This is a genomic window from Neoalteromonas flava, from assembly GCF_002807685.1.
Classification (GTDB): Bacteria; Pseudomonadota; Gammaproteobacteria; order Enterobacterales; family Alteromonadaceae; genus Alteromonas_E; species Alteromonas_E flava.
In genome coordinates, this window is the sequence record NZ_PEAX01000007.1 from 1 (window position 1) to 17,587 (window position 17,587).

The following is a 17,587-nucleotide window of genomic DNA, read 5'->3' on the forward strand; positions in this document are numbered from 1 at the left end:
TAAGTCCTGGAAGGGTTGTTATAGACGATGACGTTGATAGGCAGGGTGTGGAAGCGTTGCAAGGCGTTAAGCTAACCTGTACTAATTGCCCGAGAGGCTTAACCATACAACACCTAATGTGTTTGTGGTGGCAATCGTAAGACCATACAAAACGCGCTCTTAGATTAAATTACAGCTTTTTCCTTATTGTTTAAGTAAGGCTGACTTAACAAACTCCTCAAGAGTACTGTGAGTCCTCCTTGCGCAAATGTCACGATGAAAGCTTCGCAATCATCATGAATTTGCACGATAACCAGTTTATGTCTGGCGACAATAGCGACGTGGTACCACCTGACTCCATTCCGAACTCAGAAGTGAAACACGTTAGCGGCGATGGTAGTGTGGGGTCTCCCCATGTGAGAGTAGCACATCGCCAGACTCCCATTCCGAAAAAGCCCTTCTCGTGTGAGAGGGGCTTTTTTATTTCCAGAAACTAGTCTCTAGGTCTTGTTTTTTTGTTTTTTGGATCAGGGTCGATGTACCACTCACCATCTCGGTAATAGCCAGTCCAATCAGGTAAATCGTTAGTACCATCTTCGTTTCTGCCTCCTGAAACTAAATGCGTATCTGCTTTGTTAAGTTCTTCAATTTAGTGTTGATTAATTTGACATTTCATAATCGATCCTTTTTAGTTAGTAAGTGCCCTCAAATTGAATTACAAGTTGGGGCTATTTGAATACTAAGATTTGGACATAAGCTACTAGTTATGGGACGACTTTTTAATAATTTCATAAGATCAGGGATTATTGTGGCCATATTCTTATTTGGAATTTTGGGATATTCCATTGCAAGTCCCCTCGTACAAACTTATGAAGAGGTAGATAAAAGCGATATAGGTTTAATTCATAAAATCTTTGATGGTGGCCACCGGATTTGGCTCGGCTCTGAGAATGGCTTATTTTTCTACTCGAAAGGAGCTTACTTTCAAATAATATCATTTCCACAAACAGCTCCAGTAACAGCGATATTAGCGACAACAGACTACTTATTTATTGGTACATCAGGTAATGGCATGTACATAGCGTTGCTTGATCCTTCACAAGAGCTAATTTTTACAAAATTGGATTCTGAAAATCTTAACTTTATTTATGATCTTGCTTTTTCGGGGGAATTTGGAGTACTGGTTAGCGCATTCGATTCTGTGAACAAGATTTCCGTTCTTACTAACGGAGATTATTTAATTGAACCAATAGCATCAACTGTCAATGCCTTTACAATCTTGGAGAACGATAAAGATTTATATTATCAAAATGGAAACAGTCTAATTCGTCTAGATCTTAGTAATGACACATATACCAAGTTAGAGTTGTCTCCTCAACTTGGCGAAACGTTTGTAATAAATAAAATAAAGCTTTTAAATGACGATGAATTATTTTTAGGAACCAGTAGAGGATTAGTAAAAGTTAAGCTAACTGGTTCTGAATTTGGGGCCGTGCGAACTGCTCTAGAGAATCAAAATGTCACAGAAATTCAAAATTTTGGCACCGGCCAAAACATCGTGTATTCCGAAAAAATTTATCTGATTGATGAACATTTAAACATTGTTAAGTCAGTAAATATGTTTGAAAATTTTGTCTCTGATAAAGAGTTTTCGTATGTACATCAGCTATTTAAAAAAAATGGGAAAATAGCAATGGCATCCCCTCTGTCGGGTTTCTTTTGGCTGCCCCTAGGATTTTCCTCAATAAACAAAGCGAAATTTAATGGGAAGAAACTGCGAATTGAAAACGTTTCAGAATTTATGGAACTTTTGATTTTATATGATGGACACGAGTTATTCATTCACGACAGATTAACGTTTGAGATAAATCCATTTTCTGAGTATTTGGAAATAGGTGAAGTTGACCAGTTTATTGTAAATGGTTCGGATGATTTAGTGACCGCTTCGTCAAATATTATTCGGGTGTTTGATAGTTCGATCAAGCTTATTGACTCTTATGAATTGGACTCTTCAATAGTCAGTCTTAAAGATTTTTCCGGCGATACAATTGCGCTTACCGAAAACGGCAAACTATACAGGCTTGTAAACAAAGGTATAAGTGAGATCCACCTAAACTTTTCTCCAAATGAGATTTTTGTTACTTCTGACTCTCTATTTGCCTTAGATTATTATCAAGGTCTTTACTCAACTAATACTTACGAAACATGGCATACATATGATGTATCGAATTTAACTGAAGATATTCCGATTGATTGTGTCGAGAAATCGCCTACGGGAACTATTTATTTCTGTACAAGCGGATTCGGAATTCAAGTTCTTAGCAACGAGAGTTCTACTTTAGTTAATTCTAAGTTGAACGACCTAATACACTCTAGATATATCAGGGACATTGCCATAGATCTACAAGGGAACTTATGGGTTGCGACAAATGCAGGCTTGTATAGAGTAAGCGCGAACGCAGAATGGAAACAAAAAATAAATACCCGTATAGGAATTAAAGACGGAGACTTTGAATTTGAGGGATTGCGATATTCGCGAGACGATCAATTAGTTGTCACTGGAGATGATGATTCATATATTTTGAACATGAGTCAGTTAATCCCTGTACTAAATGAGTTACTAGTTAGTTCCAATCCCGTTTACGTTGATGATATTACAATTTATTCAGGGAAAGGAGAATATCCAGCCCTAAGGGAAAAAATCCCAAAAACTACGAAGGGGAATTTTGTTGCTGAAATTAAAAGCGACGTCTACCAGTTCGATGTTCACTTTGCTGCGGTCGATCCCATCGATCATAATTACCTAGATTTCGAATATAGACTTATTGGTTTAAGTGAAAATTGGCAACTAGCTAAAAGAGGTACTAGTACTGCTTCATATTCGGCTCTTCCATTCGGCGATTATGAGTTTCAGGTGAGAGCTGTAGATTACCAATCAAAAGAACAGCAACCAATTACATCTCAGAAGATTCGAGTTTTGCCACCTATATGGCTGACCCAAGCCGCTTTTTTAATCTACTTTCTGCTAGCAGTTTTACTCTACTTTTTATTTTTAATCTTGGCGAAAAAAGCAAAGAAAAGGCAACTAAAATTTGCTGAAGATTATGCAGAAGAGAGGACAATGGCTTTACACGAGAAGCTTACCAACTTGAAGGAAGCTTTGGTAAAAGAAAAGACTATATTTTCAAGTTTGTCTGCAGAATTAAGAACTCCCCTGACATACCTTCAAGGCTGGTTGACAAAATCAATTCAATCAAACAAACCTGACGTTATTAAGGACAGCATCAATTCTTCATTAAATACTGTGCAAAGAGTAAATTGTTTAATTGAGCAGTTCGATGAAATTGAAAACCTTGTTGGTAATGAACGTTTATTTGAAGTAACAGTGGAAGTGCGCTCTTCAATAAATAGTCTAGTTGAGTCCTTTGAGCAAATAGCCAAGTTACGGGGAATTAGAATCTCTATTAAGGGTGGGAAAGGATTATACATACGTACCCATAAAAGCTCATTTGAAAGGATTTTTTCCAACCTTATTGGGAATGCAATAAAGTACACATTACCTAATACGGAAGTCACTTTATCCATTAAAAAGAAGGTAGAGAAGGTCGTTATTTCAATAATTGACCAAGGGGAAGGTATTCAAGAAAGTGAACTTCATCAAATCTTTGAGCGATTTTCTAAACTCGACAACAATTCACAACTTGAAGGAAGCGGCCTAGGTTTAGCCGTCGTTAAAGAGCAACTAGAAGCTAATAATGGTGAAATTCGCGTTGAAAGTTCCATTGGTGTGGGAACAGAATTTCATGTCATTTTTAAACTCACTGAGCCCCCTAAATCAGCAAATGAAAAAGCTGATATGGATCCAAATAAGATAGCAATTTTGGACAAGTCTTCCTTAACGCTAGATGGTAGTCACGACGAGCTTAAAAGCAGCCTTGTTACAATGGCAGACAAAGCGACAGTTTTGATTGCCGATTCCTCAGTACATATTCGTAATTATCTTGCAGATATGTTTGAACCAACGTACCACTGTATTCGCAGTGTTAATGGTAAAGAAGCACTAGATATTGCATTGACTGTGATGCCTAACGTAATTATTGCAGATATAGATTTGCCGCTATTAAACGGTTTAAAGTTAACGACCAAAATTAGGGAAAATGAGCAAACAAGTACTATCCCAATTATTATTATTTCTGCTAATTCAGACAGAAGTACTAAGATAAATGCTCTCAGTAGTAAAGCTGATGACTTTATCCTAAAACCTTTTGAAGCTGCAGAAATTAAATTCAAAGTTGAACAAATTATTAAAATGAGGCCAAAGTTAGATGCTCAATTGGATAAGAGTGAACTAGCGAAACCTGAGACCGTGATAGATCTTGAGCATATCGTTATGCCTGAATTTGATGAAGAAAAAGATCAACGGTTCTATATGCAACTTGTTGTATTACTGCAACAAAATTATCAGGATCCAAACTTTAACAAAGATTTTGCTGCAACAAGTATGAATTGTACAGAGAGACAAATAAACAGAAAACTTAATGACTTCCTTGGTTTAAGTTTCACAAGTTTTGTTAAGCAATACAGATTAAAGAAAGCAGCTAAGAAACTATTAAACTCCAGTAATATTTCTGAGGTAGCCTTTGACTTGGGCTTTGGATCCCCTTCATATTTCGGAATGTGCTTCAGGGACTACTATGAAATGACGCCCTCTCAGTTTATTGCATGTGGCGGTAATGTAAGCTTAGTTAAGAATAAAAGTAAAAAGGGTACAAAAGTAGCTAAGAGCAATTAAGTTTATTAGACAGCGTTCTGTGCTTATACCAATACTCCCCAGTTAATTTGGCTAATCTACTATGTACTTTCAGCGTATCTTCTGAGCATTTGCAAATGTTCTAGACTAACCAAGATTCCATTCTTAAGTAAATTCACTAGTTGCAGTTTAGTCACCTTACTCAATATTCTGGATCTGCTCGCGCATTTGCTCAATCAACACTTTTAGCTCAACGGCTGATTGGGTGATCTCGGCATTGATAGATTTACTACCAAGAGTGTTCGATTCGCGATTAAACTCTTGCATCATAAAATCCAATCGGCGGCCGATTGCTCCGCCTTTGTTGAGGATTTTCTGGGTTTCGCTCACGTGTGAGTTTAAGCGATCGAGCTCTTCCGCTACATCAATGCGTTGAGCTAGCATAACCATCTCTTGCTCGATACGGGTTGGATCTAATTCAACCTTGGCTTCTTCAAAGCGAGTAAGTATGCGTTCGCGTTGCCATTCTACGATGCTTGGCATGAGCTTACTGACTTTCTCTACCTCTACTAATATGCCTTCAAGGCGTTGCTCTATCATTGCCTTGAGGTTCTTTCCCTCGGTTGCCCGAGAATCTTTAAACTCATTAAGCGCTTGATCAAAGCCTTTTAGGATTTCGGCTTGAATGGTATCCATGTCAGCTTCTTCTGCTGATACAACACCTGGCCAACGCAAAATGTCCACTGGGTTTACGCCCGTTGACTGCCCGTGTGATTGCACCCAGTCAGCCGCATGCATCAATTGTTTGGCCAATTCTTCATTTAAACTAAGTTTACCTACTGCCCCATCATTCGCCGTAAAGCGTAAATTACATTCTACTTTGCCGCGTTGTAGCGCTTTACGAAAACGCTCGCGTAGCAGTGGCTCTAGGGCTCGAAACTGTTCCGGGAGGCGAAAGTAAGTTTCAAGAAACCGTTGGTTTACAGAACGAATTTCCCACACCGCCGTGCCCCAATCACCTTTGACTTCGTGGCGTGCAAATCCTGTCATGCTGTAAATCATTGTAAAAACTCCCGAAAAAATTTTATTCAAAACGAATATTTCGACTAGTTTACCTTATTTTGACTATCGACCCGAACGAGATTTTTTACTATGCTCGGCTGGTCGTGTTTGTTTGTAACTAAATGTTTCAAACAAATGGAGTTTTATTGATTCAAAGGACTGAAAAGCATGATCCTGATTACACGCTTACTGCTGGTTGCAGCGGTAGTATTCCCTTGTCTATTACGAGCAGAAATTGTTCCTCCCGCAGACTTTGCCAAAGACGCAAACTACGCATCGGCAAAAATTTCCCCTGATGGTACTAAACTAGCGGTTGCCATTCGTTCAAAAGGTAAACGCCGCCTTGCGGTCTTCGACATGGCAACATTTGAAGTAATTGGCGGGGCGGACCTAGGAGAAGGCGCCGAAATTGGCAATTACTACTGGGCCAACAACGAGCGTATTATCACCGAAATATGGGAGCGTTACGGTTGGAAAGAACAAGCTGACAACTTCGGCGAGTTATTTGCCGTAGACTACGATGGCTCTAACGCCGAGATTATTTACGGTTATCGTGCAGGGGAGCAGCAGTCAGGCACCCGCATGAAGCGCCGCGAAGCGGTAAGAGGTTGGGCACAGATTATTAGCATGTTACCCAACGATGATGACCATATCCTTATCTCATCTACGCCCATGTCAGATGATGCTTCGAAACTAGCGAGCGTACATAAGTTAAATGTTTACACAGGGCGCCTGTCCAATGACAAGGTATTAGCACCGGTACCCCTGGCACGTTTTATCGCGAATCGTGAAGGCGAGCTAAAATTTGCTGCTGGCTTAGACAAAGATTCTGAAGACCGCGCGTATAAGTATGAGAATGAACAGTGGGTTGAAATCACCAATGATTTTGGCGCTGACTTTGTACCGCTGGCATTAACTCAAGCGGGTGACGCGCTATATTACTTTGCGTTACATGATTCGGGTAAGCAGGGTCTTTATTCTTTTGATTTAACGAGTGGAAGTAGCAAGCTAATTTATGTGGATGAAAAGGTCTCTATCACTGACGTGAATTTTAACGCCGACCGCAGCGAAGTATATGCTTTGCAAGTGGACGATGGTTTTCCCACCTACGTCATGCTTAATTCAACCAGCCAAGAGTCGCAATTGTTTAAAGCTTTTCTTGCGACGTTTGCAGGTTACGAAATAAACATTACCAGTCGCTCTCGTGACCGCTCTAAGTGGTTACTGTATGTGAGTAATGACATTGATGCGGGTAGCTTTTATTTATACGACAAAGAGAAAAACCGGCTTGCGCAATTGTTTGCAAACTTCGATCACATAGATATCAACTTAATGGCGCAATCGTCGCCTATTGAGTTTGAATCTTTTGATGGAATGAATGTAGCCGGTTATTTAACTTACCCAGTCAACTACAAAGCAGACACCAAGATTCCGCTGGTCACCTTGGTGCATGGTGGCCCGCACGGGATCCGGGACTTCTGGAATTTTGACCGCGAGGTTCAAATGCTAGCGGCCCAAGGGTATGCAGTGTTACGGGTTAATTATCGTGGCTCGGGTGGTTACGGTGAAGCGTTTGAAACAGCAGGGTATCGCCAGTGGGGAGATGCTATTCAAAAAGACATTGTTGCCGGTACTGAATGGGTAATCAACCAAGGTAAGATAGACCCAAATAAAGTCTGTATTATGGGAGCTAGTTTTGGTGGTTATTCGGCCATGATGTCGTCAGTACTTTATCCTGATTTATTTACTTGCACTGTTGCAACTGTTGGAGTGTATGACTTACAGCTAATGTATGACGAGGGGGATATTCCAAAACGCTTTTTTGGTAAAGATTACCTTGAAAAAGCCATTGGCTCAGATCCTGATGAATTACGCGATTTCTCACCGCTAACGCATGTCGCCAAGCTTAAAGCGGAAGTGTTGATTGCCCATGGTGAAAAGGATGAACGCGTTCCGTTTACCCATGCAAAACGTTTACGTGCTGCGCTTGAAGCACACAATAAGTCTTTTGAATGGTTCGTTAAATCCTCGGAAGCACATGGCTTCTACGATGAAGCTAATCGTACAGAATACTATGAAACGGTGGCGTCCTTTCTTGCCAAGCACCTAAAGTAATTATTTAGTGTTACAGAGGCAGAGAGTTTTCTGCCTCCCCCTCCCGCCAGCGCGCGCATTACGCTATACTTCGCCGGATTAATTCATCTAGCCATTTTTAGGAGAGCCGCATGCGCCCAAGCGGAAGAACCGCCAGTCAGATCCGCCCCGTTACCATTACTCGCAATTACACGTGTCACGCAGAGGGCTCAGTATTAATTGAGTTTGGTAATACCAAAGTTATCTGTAATGCGACGGTGGAAGAAGGTGTACCGCGTTTTATGAAGGGCCAAGGTAAAGGCTGGATCACGGCAGAGTACAGCATGCTACCGCGTGCTACGCATACCCGTTCAGCGCGTGAAGCGGCGCGTGGCAAGCAGGGTGGGCGCACACTGGAAATTCAACGTTTGATTGCACGTTCATTGCGCGCCGCAGTTGATTTGAGCATTCTTGGCGAGAACACCATAACCGTCGATTGCGACGTAATCCAAGCCGATGGCGGTACGCGTACCGCGTCAATCACTGGAGCCTGTGTCGCGCTGGTTGATGCGCTCACACATATGCGCAGCAAGAACATCATCAAGGCAAACCCACTTAAGCACATGATCGCTGCGTTATCAGTTGGCATTTATGATGGCTCTGCAGTGGCAGATCTTGAATATGTTGAAGACTCAGCGGCAGAAACAGACATGAATATTGTCATGACTGACACTGGTAAACTCATCGAAGTACAAGGCACCGCAGAGGGCGAACCTTTTAGCTTTGAAGAGCTTGATGAGCTACTTACGATTGCCAAAGCCGGCCTGAAAGAGCTTTTCGAAGCACAGAAATTAGCATTAAGTTAAGGTGAAGTGATGCGCGATTATCAGCGAGCGTTTATTGAGTTTGCCATCAACCGCGGCGTATTAAAATTTGGCGAATTCACATTAAAGTCGGGGCGTACCAGCCCGTACTTTTTTAATGCTGGGTTGTTCAATACCGGTGGCGACTTAGCCAAGCTAGGCCGTTTTTATGCCAGTGCATTGGTTGAGTCCAGGGTGGATTTTGATTTACTGTTCGGCCCTGCCTATAAGGGCATTCCTATTGCTACCACCACAGCGGTGGCTTTAGCCAATGAACATAACCAAGATGTACCTTATTGCTTTAACCGCAAAGAGGCCAAAACCCACGGAGAAGGTGGCAACTTGGTCGGCAGTCCATTGAGTGGCAATGTGATGTTGGTGGACGATGTGATCACGGCTGGTACGGCCATTCGTGAATCCATGCAGCTCATTGAAGCGCATCAAGCTAATTTAGCAGGCGTGTTGATTGCACTGGATCGCCAAGAGCGTGGGCAAGGTGAACTGTCTGCCATTCAAGAAGTCGAGCGTGACTTCAATACTCAGGTGATTGCGATTGTGACGTTAGCGGACGTGGTGAGTTATTTAACCGAGCAGGGCAAACAGGCAGAAGTCGCTAAAATTAATCAATACCGCGAGCAGTATGGCATCTGATTTCGACCATGATTTTGCTGCTACCCATGAAGCGCTGGATGCCATGGGGTTGCGCTGTCCTGAGCCTGTTATGATGATACGCATGCGTATGCGGAAAATGACGGAGGGTGAAACCTTGAGTGTGCTCGCTGACGATCCTGCCACAGTGCGCGACATTCCTAGTTTTTGTCGCTTTATGGACCACATTCTGGTTGCCGCAGAAATAGAAAAAGCCCCATTTCGATATATCATCAAAAAGGGGCTTTAGCACTTATCCAATCTGCGCGCTGAATAAGCGCGCGATTGCAAACTTTGCAGCTTAAGGCTTAACGAACTTAAGTGTCCAGCGGTCAGTGTTACCGGTTACGCTCTTCGCGCCTACTTCATATTCCAGCTCATCGTCTTCACGATAATGCAAGTTGCTGTAGTCAACAAATTCAAAACCAGCCGCTTGAATTTCTTTGATTGCTTTGACCGGATCAAAGCGGCGACGATTACTATCATTCATCGGCTCCATGTGACGCGCCGTGTGATCCACCACGGCATAAACACCACCTGATTTAAGCGCATCAAACGCGGCTTTATTCATCGCCGCACGGCCTTGATCACTAAAATTGTGATAGTTGCGGAAGGTTAACACCATGTCCGCATCAGTAACGCCTAACGAGCCCAGCTCCAATGAGTAAAAACGTGCCCCATCTTCACGCCACACTTTAGCGTCTTCGGCAACGATATTCATTTTCTCAAAGCCTGGCTGCCCACTGAGGCGCTCTTTAATGCGTCCGGTGCCGATAGCTGCATAATATTCACCGTTTTCAGCCACAGTTGGGACCAACAACTTGGTGTACCACCCGCCACCGGGTAGCAACTCAACAATCTTCATGTCGTGCTCAAGCCCGAAAAACTCAAGGGTTTCAACTGGACGGCGATTCCGATCGCGTTCTTTTTCTGCGTCGCTGCGAATATCAGCTTGCATTGCAGCTTTTACTTTATCTGCTGTGCTGTGCCCGTGATCATCGGCAAGCGCGATTGAACTGCCCAGACTAAAGGCGAGGGTACTGGCCAACAGAGCGGTAGTAATTTTTTTCATGTTGTTTCCTTGTGTTTAACCATTGTAATGCGTCGAAGATATCGACGTAGACTGTAAACCTAACTCTAGAGAAAACGAATACTATTGCGACAAAGATCAGTATTATTCGATAGATTAACGTTAAGCAGTAACGGCAAGCCGTGATAAGAGGAGCGGCGGTAATTGCCTATTGATAGCGTTGCATGCTTGGTAACGCGCTTACTGATGCGAGTTCATTTGAGCGAACACCGAAACGATGCGCGCTGCCCGTTTTAGTTCGGCGATATCTTTAAGCGACCAGGTGACTTTTTTACCCACACTTTCGCAACAGATAATACCGAATGGAACAAACTGCTCACTGAACACATAATCAAGCAGCGAATAAATATTTTGCGGGATGAAGTAACTTTCATTAAAACATTCAGTTTCGGCCTGATTGCGTGCGTCAGAAGCAACCACGGTACTTTCGCTGACTATAGCAGCAAAATATTCTGGATAATCTTTGGCGCTCAGGGTGACTTCACTTGGTGTTGAAAAAGCCTGCTCTTTCAGCAGTGCCAAACAGGTAATTTCAGTTTTATCAGCATTGAACTTCCATAAACTAACTCGATTAGCTTTGGGGATAACATCAGATACTGTAGTGCAAATTAAGCGTAGCTGGTCCTTAGCTGACTTTGATTTATACAGCTGCATGCTTAACTGCGTAAGAGGATTGATGTCCATACTATCCATTGCGGGAATTATACCTAGTGGAAGTATAGCAGGCATAAATCGGATTGTGTCAAGCAACCGTGGATTTTGAAAACCACCATGCTGTGGCAATGATAACGCATATCACCACTACAGCGATGGTGCGGTATTTTTTGATCAAGCGTTCGGCATGATTACCAGCAATCTTTACTGCAAGCGCAATGCCGAAATAACGGATGCTGCGCGAAATCGCTGTTGCTAGCAGATACAAGGCCAAAGAGAACTGGGTTGCACCTGCAGCAAGCATAGCGATTTGAAAAGGAATCGGTATGATACCGAGTGACAGTATAAACCAAAATCCTTCCGTTGCCATTCGGTCTTTAACCAACTGCCATTGGTCGGGTGATGAAAAGGCATTTATCACCGCGTTACCAATCAGATCGAAGAGAAAATACCCGAGGGCATATCCGAATACCGCACCAATTATGCAACCAATGGTAGCCATTAACGCGATCAACCAGAGCTGATCACGGCGCGCTTGCATCAAGGGTAATAAGATGGCCTCAAGCGGTACTGGTACGATAGTGGATTCTAGGAATGAAGCAACGGTCACCCCTTTCAGCATATGCTTGGAGGTGACCAATCGCTTAACTTTGCGTTTTATTTTTTTGCGCATTTACTGTTTATAAACAATACCGTCTTTCATCACGAAGCCGACGTTTTGTAAGCGCGTAATGTCACTCAGTGGGTCACCTTCAACTGCAACAATATCGGCTTTCTTTCCAGCGCTTAGGGTACCAAGCTCATCACTCACGTTAAGTAGATCTGCTGCATTGCGCGTGGCGCTGATGATGGCTTGCAAAGGATCCATGCCAGCCTCAACCATTAACGCAAATTCTTTCGCATTTTCACCGTGTGGCGAAACGCCGGAGTCGGTGCCAAAGGCAATCTTAACACCAGCATCATTGGCTCGCTTAAACGTGGCTTGGATCAAGGGGCCTATAGCCGCTGCTTTTGGGCGTACGATTTCAGGGAAGTAGCCATCAATCTTTGCTTTTTCGGCCACGAAGGCACCGGCCAAAATCGTTGGCACGTAATAGGTTCCGTGCTTTTTCATCAGTTTGACGGTTTCTTTATCCATATAGGTGCCATGTTCAATTGAATCTACACCGGCTTTAATCGCTCTCTGCATACCTTCAGTACCGTGGGCATGCACCGCAACGGTCATGTCGTAGTCTTTTGCAGTTTGCACGATAGCTTCAAGTTCATCATTCATAAACTGCGGATTTTGCCCGCTTTTAGCTAAACTTAAAACGCCGCCGGTGGCAGTTATTTTGATCAAGTCTGCACCATCTTTATACCGTTGACGTACCGCTTTGCGAGCGTCAGCAACTCCGTTAACCACGCCTTCTTTGGGGCCTGGGTCGCCAGCTAAGCGAGCACTGTGTCCGTTGGTAGGATCTGCATGCCCTCCGGTGGTGGCAATCGACTTTGCGGAGGTGAAGATACGTGGTCCAATATGCTTGCCTTGCGCTATAGCTGCACGCAGAGCGACGGTCTCATTGTACCCATCACCTAAGTTTCTAACCGTAGTAAAGCCCGCCATCAGAGTTTTCTCTGCGTAGTGAGCGGCGGTCAAAGCCGCATCGGATTCATTTGCAGTGAAGCGCTGTAAGTAGGTCGCTGGTCCACCGTGTTGTTGTGACAAATGCACGTGCATATCCATAAAGCCGGGCATAACAGTACTGTTACGCAGGTCGATAACTTGATCATCTGCGCTTGGCTGTAGGTACCCGTCTTCAATACTCTCTATGCGGTCACCATCAACAATGATGGTTTTTTCACTATGTGTTTTGTTGTCACTTGCAGTAATGATGGTGCCTGCATGAATTAAGGTTTTCGCTTGTGTGCCGACTATAAATAGTAGGCTGAGGGCGAGAGTAATTATTCGCATGGTAGGGTCTCTTTTTTATGAGTGTCAGTCACATTAGTGTATGTCTTTGAGTTACGCAAGAAAGCGCAGCTTTTGAAAACTAACATTCATTGACTATTCTTAATATCTAATCCGGCAAATAGGTAAAGTTATGCGACGAAATCAAACGGTACGAGATCACGAAGTTACTTTTCCAGCGACTGAAGAACTTGTATCAACGACCGATCGACGCGGCGTGATCACGTATGCAAACGATGTTTTTTGTCGGGTAGCAGGTTATGCGCCTCATGAGTTAATGGGTAAGAATCATAATATTGTACGTCACCCTGATATGCCTAAAGCTGCCTTCAAGGATATGTGGGATCATATTGAGAAGGGACATGCATGGCGCGGTATCGTTAAGAACCTGTGCAAAGACGGCAGTTATTATTGGGTGGATGCTTTTGTCACGCCCATTTTCCACGATGGCGAATTACAGGGCTATCAGTCGGTTAGGGTTAAACCCACCAGTGAGCAGGTGGCACGCGCAAAGCGCCTATACGCTGAAATTAACCAAGGCAAGATGCGCGGTGTACAAGAAATTTCGTTTTCAGTACGGCTCTATGCCTTTATCGCTGCGTTTATAGTATTAGCCGGTGTGTTGGGTTTCATGTTTAGCTGGACTGCCGCCATTGTCTTGCTGGTGATGCAGGGCATTGGATTTTATTTGTTCAAGAATGAATTAATCAGCTTTCCTGCGCGCGCGGCAGAATTACGCGACAGTTTTGACAGCGTGAGTCGTTTTGTTTTGCACGGTCGTGGTTCGCTCAGCGTGTTCGATTTTCATATTGGTATGCAACAAGGAATGCAGCGCACGGTGCTTGGTCGAACGATGGATGCTGCGCATCAACTAACCTCCATTGCGCAACAGTCGCAGCAAGATGTTGATGAGACAACGCACAGTATTGCAAAGCAGAAGCAAGAAATTCACGGTATCTCGGTGGCGATGCAACAAATGACACATTCAAGTCGAGAGGTGCTTGCCAGTGTTGGCCAAACCACAGAAAACATCGTTAAAACCAATGAGCAATGTGCGCAAGCCAAAACCTTAATATTAAGTGGCCGAGATAGCGTTAGTGAATTATCAACGTTTGTTAAACAAGCAGCCAATACCGCGGATGACCTTAAGTCAGCTGCTGATAAGGTGTCTTCTACGATGGGTGAAATCGAGGCCATTGCAGAACAAACTAATCTGTTAGCGCTGAATGCTGCAATTGAAGCTGCGCGAGCTGGAGAAAGCGGTAGAGGATTTGCGGTGGTGGCTGACGAAGTTCGCGCGTTGTCTACACGAACACAAGAGTCAGCAGCAAATATCGTAGATAGCTTGTCATTGATGCGCAGCACCCTTGACCAATGGGTCAGCGCCATGAAAAGTTCCAGCGATAGTGCTGAGGGTAGCGTAGAAAAAGCCAATCAATCAGCGGATATCATTGGTGAAATCTACACCATGATTGACGACATCAGTAAACATTCGCAAAGTATTGCGAATGCTGTGCGGGATCAGGAACAGGCGTGCAGCAGCATTGAAGGTAATGTGAATGAAATAGAGGCGGCAGCATCACATAATGATCAACTTGCCAGTTCAATGTCGAAGTCGATGAGTCACTTAGCTAAAAACATCAGTCAGATTGCAGGTCTTAGTGATACCTTCAGACGCTAAATCTGACCGATACTGAAGCGGTAGTCGCCACTTTGTAACTCAACGCTTGAGGTGCCGTCGTCAGCTTCGGTGATTTGTGCTTGCTCGACCCATTGATAAAAGACATTCTGATGGATACGAGCCCACAAATTGCGACGGATATTGACATAGGGGATCTGGGTTTCACTTTGTGCATCAAATCGCAGCTCCACCGGGTGCTCATAGCTAATCGCACAAATGTCTTCAGTCTGTGTTTTGACTATGATTTGGTCGGCATTGTGCTCCCATTCGGTGATCACAAAGGGAACATCCTCAACCTCTATGCGCACTTTCTCCACTGGCGTCACGAGAAAGTATTCATCGTTTTCGCGTTTGAGAATAGATGCAAATAACTTAACGAGGCGTTTACGGCCAAACGGTGATCCTTGATAAAACCATTGGCCGCTGCGCGTTATCGTTATTGCAATATCGCCACAAAAGTCCGGATCCCATTGCTCCACTGGCGGCAACTGATTTTGCTCTGAAGCACCTCCGATTGACGCCGCAAGTCGATTAAGATCCATTTTCTAGCTGATTTTTTAATTCACGAAGCTTGGCTTTTACCCGACGCATATTGTCTGGCCCTAAACGCAACATTTGCTTTTGCGGTAGGCTTAAGTTTTCAATTCGCTCATCTTTGTATTTGTACATCACGCTATCACGATATACCTCTACCGGCGTTGGAATCTCGGGGGTGTCCAATAAGACGTTGATGGCTTCTACCAACATCTCATCAAACTCTTGCCCAGGTTGCGCGATTTCACTAAAACTCTGTTTGATGTCAGATTCATAGCGTTGATATAGCGACAACAGCTTCTCATTTTCCAAGGTTTCAAGTGCGTCAACGTAGGGCGTGTAGCGCTTATAACTGGCTGCATCAATCCACTCCCGATCAGCTTGCCGATAGACTTTAAAACTTTGCTGGGGGGCTTCTAGCAGCTGGTGGTTCGGGGCAATATCTTCGCTAGCTAGATTTGAGACCGTAACCACAAATCGTTGCAGGAGACTGTCATCGACAAGAAAGCGACCAATAACGGGTGTATCTGCGATTTCCAGCAACGCGCTTGTAATCGCTGCATCAGAGGTATCAATAATATCTTCAACTTCAATCGGCTCTGCCGGCAAAGGCTCAGGGTCTTCGCTAGGCTCAATCACTACTTCTTGGATTGCTGGTGGGGCTTGTACCTCGTCAATCGGCTCGGGTTCTTCTGATACCTCTGGCTTTGCCTCGATCACAGGTGGAGGCTCAATGGCAATGGGCTGCTTGGCAACGTCGGCTTCATTCTGAGGCCACAATAGAACCGTCGCAATAATCGCTAACAACAAAGAGGCGATTATTATATGCGGCTTCATCGACTTCGCTTGGCTTTCTTCCGTTGTCATTAAGTTACCTACCTTCAAAACATCATGGTTTATATTTAGAAATAGTACTGCAGTACTTAAATTCAAGAGTCCTAACAATAACTTTAGTTCACTTTTATCCAGCGAGCGAAGTCGGTTGGTTCATCACATTGTTTTGTTTTAGTGATCCACTTGGTTTAGGATGTTGGAAGATTAATGATGTTCAAATGTTATGACAGTCATACTTTACGCCATCCCAGGTTTCTTCATTCTAATGGCATTGGAGCTGGCCTTCGATTATTCCCGTAAAACCGGCTATTACCGATTAAATGACGCTATTGCCAGTTTGAGTATTGGTATGTTGAGTCGGGTGGCGACCATCATAAAAACCCTCATTCCGTTGAGTGTGTACGCGTTACTCGCCGAGCAAATGGCACTTTTTTCTTGGCCAGACGGTTGGCACTACTGGCTACTGGCATTTGTTATCTATGATTTCTTGTATTACTGGAATCATCGCCTCGGGCATGAAGTGAGTATTTTATGGGCGGCACATGTCGTTCACCATAGTAGCGAAGAATATAATTTAACCACTGCATTGCGCCAGACCAGCGGCTCTATTTTGAATTGGATATTCTTTATTCCAATGGCGTTTTTGGGTATTCCGTTTGAAATGTTGGCTACAATTGCAGCGCTCAATTTGGTCTATCAATTTTGGGTGCACACACGCCATGTTGGTGAGTTGGGGGTACTAGACCGGATACTGGTTACACCGTCTAATCACCGCGTCCATCATGCCCAGAATGATCGGTATATTGATCGGAATTATGGTGGTGTATTCATTCTTTGGGATCGTCTGTTTGGGACATTTCAGCCTGAATTAAAAGACGACCCTCCGGTTTACGGGATCCGTTCAGCATTGCATAGTTGGTCGCCTTTATTTGCGAACTGGCATCATTACCAGCAACTTATTCGCGATAGTTGGCAGACGGCTCGATGGAGCGATAAGTGGCGGGTTTGGTTTGGCCGCACGGGCTGGCGTCCGCAAGACGTGTTAGCCACATTGCCACCTAAGCAACGCTTCAGCCCTGACAACTTTAAAAAATTTGATATTGAACTTTCAGCGCACGCAAAAGGCTACGCAGCGCTGCAACTAGGCTTTAGCCTATTTTTGACCGTGGTTATTTTACTCGGTATCGAACAAATGCTGTTGGGACAACAACTCATAGCGTGTACTGCCTTAGCTTGCCTGTTGGTCGCTCAGGGCGCATTGATTGAAGCGAAGCCTTGGTTTGCCAAAGCTGAGACGGTGAAGTGGTTGGCTATAGGTGTGTTTATTGCTGTTGTTCCACTAGCAACCTGGGCGCTTTGGTCAATTATTGGTTTTGCCTTAGTCAGTGCTGGATGGGCACTGTTTAATCGAGCCGATCCAATCCCGAATAACTAGCGTAATGACGACTATGTTGGTGTATTGTTGTTTTGC

The 17,587-nt window shown here is 43.9% G+C and carries 14 protein-coding genes and 2 rRNA genes; 9 read left to right on the forward strand and 7 right to left on the reverse strand.

Annotated elements, in window-relative coordinates; all coding sequences use genetic code 11:
- The 3 genes from CSH92_RS15000 to CSH92_RS15010 form a co-directional block, all read left to right on the forward strand.
- A 23S ribosomal RNA gene (locus CSH92_RS15000) occupies positions 1-106 on the forward strand; the annotation flags it as partial.
- A 196-nt stretch (positions 107-302) separates the two neighbouring features.
- Positions 303-418: ribosomal RNA gene (rrf, locus tag CSH92_RS15005) — 5S ribosomal RNA — on the forward strand.
- A 369-nt stretch (positions 419-787) separates the two neighbouring features.
- Positions 788-4,771: an ATP-binding protein gene (locus CSH92_RS15010; protein WP_164084766.1), complete on the forward strand. Its 3,984-nt coding sequence runs from the start codon at positions 788-790 to the stop codon at positions 4,769-4,771.
- A gap of 156 nt (positions 4,772-4,927) precedes the next feature.
- On the opposite strand, the gene CSH92_RS15015 is transcribed toward CSH92_RS15010, so the two are convergent.
- Positions 4,928-5,791: a YicC/YloC family endoribonuclease gene (locus CSH92_RS15015; protein ID WP_100658467.1), complete on the reverse strand. Its 864-nt coding sequence runs from the start codon at positions 5,789-5,791 to the stop codon at positions 4,928-4,930.
- 168 nt (positions 5,792-5,959) lie between these two features.
- On the opposite strand from CSH92_RS15015, the gene CSH92_RS15020 reads away from it, so the two are divergent.
- From CSH92_RS15020 to tusA, 4 genes are all read left to right on the forward strand, one after another.
- On the forward strand, positions 5,960-7,906 hold the full coding sequence (locus tag CSH92_RS15020; RefSeq protein WP_100658468.1) for an alpha/beta hydrolase family protein: 1,947 nt from the start codon (positions 5,960-5,962) through the stop codon (positions 7,904-7,906).
- A 110-nt stretch (positions 7,907-8,016) separates the two neighbouring features.
- On the forward strand, positions 8,017-8,730 hold the full coding sequence (gene rph, locus CSH92_RS15025; RefSeq protein WP_100658469.1) for a ribonuclease PH: 714 nt from the start codon (positions 8,017-8,019) through the stop codon (positions 8,728-8,730).
- 9 nt (positions 8,731-8,739) lie between these two features.
- Positions 8,740-9,378, forward strand: coding sequence for an orotate phosphoribosyltransferase (gene pyrE, locus CSH92_RS15030; protein ID WP_100658470.1), 639 nt, complete (start codon positions 8,740-8,742; stop codon positions 9,376-9,378).
- Positions 9,368-9,625: a sulfurtransferase TusA gene (gene tusA, locus CSH92_RS15035; protein WP_100658471.1), complete on the forward strand. Its 258-nt coding sequence runs from the start codon at positions 9,368-9,370 to the stop codon at positions 9,623-9,625. Before pyrE ends, tusA begins: the two co-directional genes overlap by 11 nt.
- Before the next feature lie 51 nt (positions 9,626-9,676).
- Here the strand turns inward: tusA and CSH92_RS15040 are convergent, their stop codons facing one another.
- The 4 genes from CSH92_RS15040 to CSH92_RS15055 form a co-directional block, all read right to left on the reverse strand.
- Positions 9,677-10,447 carry a class I SAM-dependent methyltransferase gene (locus CSH92_RS15040; RefSeq protein WP_100658472.1) on the reverse strand — a complete coding sequence of 257 codons (771 nt, stop codon included), beginning with the start codon at positions 10,445-10,447 and terminating at the stop codon, positions 9,677-9,679.
- A 198-nt stretch (positions 10,448-10,645) separates the two neighbouring features.
- Positions 10,646-11,149, reverse strand: coding sequence for a hypothetical protein (locus CSH92_RS15045; protein ID WP_124916978.1), 504 nt, complete (start codon positions 11,147-11,149; stop codon positions 10,646-10,648).
- 58 nt (positions 11,150-11,207) lie between these two features.
- Positions 11,208-11,792, reverse strand: coding sequence for a YqaA family protein (locus CSH92_RS15050; RefSeq protein ID WP_100658474.1), 585 nt, complete (start codon positions 11,790-11,792; stop codon positions 11,208-11,210).
- Complete coding sequence (locus CSH92_RS15055; protein ID WP_100658475.1) at positions 11,793-13,070, reverse strand: metal-dependent hydrolase family protein; 1,278 nt, start codon at positions 13,068-13,070, stop codon at positions 11,793-11,795.
- A 130-nt stretch (positions 13,071-13,200) separates the two neighbouring features.
- Between CSH92_RS15055 and CSH92_RS15060 the strand changes: the two genes are divergently transcribed.
- Entirely contained in the window at positions 13,201-14,748 is a 1,548-nt protein-coding gene (locus tag CSH92_RS15060) for a methyl-accepting chemotaxis protein (protein WP_100658476.1), read from the forward strand.
- On the opposite strand, the gene CSH92_RS15065 is transcribed toward CSH92_RS15060, so the two are convergent.
- Positions 14,745-15,290, reverse strand: a complete 546-nt coding sequence (locus CSH92_RS15065; protein WP_100658477.1) for a DUF1285 domain-containing protein — start codon at positions 15,288-15,290, stop codon at positions 14,745-14,747. The genes CSH92_RS15060 and CSH92_RS15065 overlap by 4 nt on opposite strands.
- Positions 15,280-16,149, reverse strand: a complete 870-nt coding sequence (locus CSH92_RS15070; protein WP_100658478.1) for a DUF3014 domain-containing protein — start codon at positions 16,147-16,149, stop codon at positions 15,280-15,282. The genes CSH92_RS15065 and CSH92_RS15070 overlap by 11 nt, the downstream gene beginning before the upstream one ends.
- Before the next feature lie 190 nt (positions 16,150-16,339).
- Between CSH92_RS15070 and CSH92_RS15075 the strand changes: the two genes are divergently transcribed.
- Entirely contained in the window at positions 16,340-17,551 is a 1,212-nt protein-coding gene (locus CSH92_RS15075) for a sterol desaturase family protein (protein ID WP_100658479.1), read from the forward strand.
- Positions 17,552-17,587: the final 36 nt, after the last annotated feature.

Coding starts and splice junctions, on each gene's coding strand:
- CSH92_RS15060 (WP_100658476.1), top strand. CDS start 13,201: ATGCGACGAAATCAAACGGTACGAGATCACGAAGTTACTTTTCCAGCG.
- CSH92_RS15075 (WP_100658479.1), top strand. CDS start 16,340: ATGACAGTCATACTTTACGCCATCCCAGGTTTCTTCATTCTAATGGCA.
- CSH92_RS15040 (WP_100658472.1), bottom strand. CDS start 10,447: ATGAAAAAAATTACTACCGCTCTGTTGGCCAGTACCCTCGCCTTTAGT.
- CSH92_RS15070 (WP_100658478.1), bottom strand. CDS start 16,149: ATGACAACGGAAGAAAGCCAAGCGAAGTCGATGAAGCCGCATATAATA.
- tusA (WP_100658471.1), top strand. CDS start 9,368: ATGGCATCTGATTTCGACCATGATTTTGCTGCTACCCATGAAGCGCTG.
- rph (WP_100658469.1), top strand. CDS start 8,017: ATGCGCCCAAGCGGAAGAACCGCCAGTCAGATCCGCCCCGTTACCATT.
- CSH92_RS15020 (WP_100658468.1), top strand. CDS start 5,960: ATGATCCTGATTACACGCTTACTGCTGGTTGCAGCGGTAGTATTCCCT.
- pyrE (WP_100658470.1), top strand. CDS start 8,740: ATGCGCGATTATCAGCGAGCGTTTATTGAGTTTGCCATCAACCGCGGC.
- CSH92_RS15065 (WP_100658477.1), bottom strand. CDS start 15,290: ATGGATCTTAATCGACTTGCGGCGTCAATCGGAGGTGCTTCAGAGCAA.
- CSH92_RS15055 (WP_100658475.1), bottom strand. CDS start 13,070: ATGCGAATAATTACTCTCGCCCTCAGCCTACTATTTATAGTCGGCACA.
- CSH92_RS15045 (WP_124916978.1), bottom strand. CDS start 11,149: ATGGACATCAATCCTCTTACGCAGTTAAGCATGCAGCTGTATAAATCA.
- CSH92_RS15050 (WP_100658474.1), bottom strand. CDS start 11,792: ATGCGCAAAAAAATAAAACGCAAAGTTAAGCGATTGGTCACCTCCAAG.
- CSH92_RS15015 (WP_100658467.1), bottom strand. CDS start 5,791: ATGATTTACAGCATGACAGGATTTGCACGCCACGAAGTCAAAGGTGAT.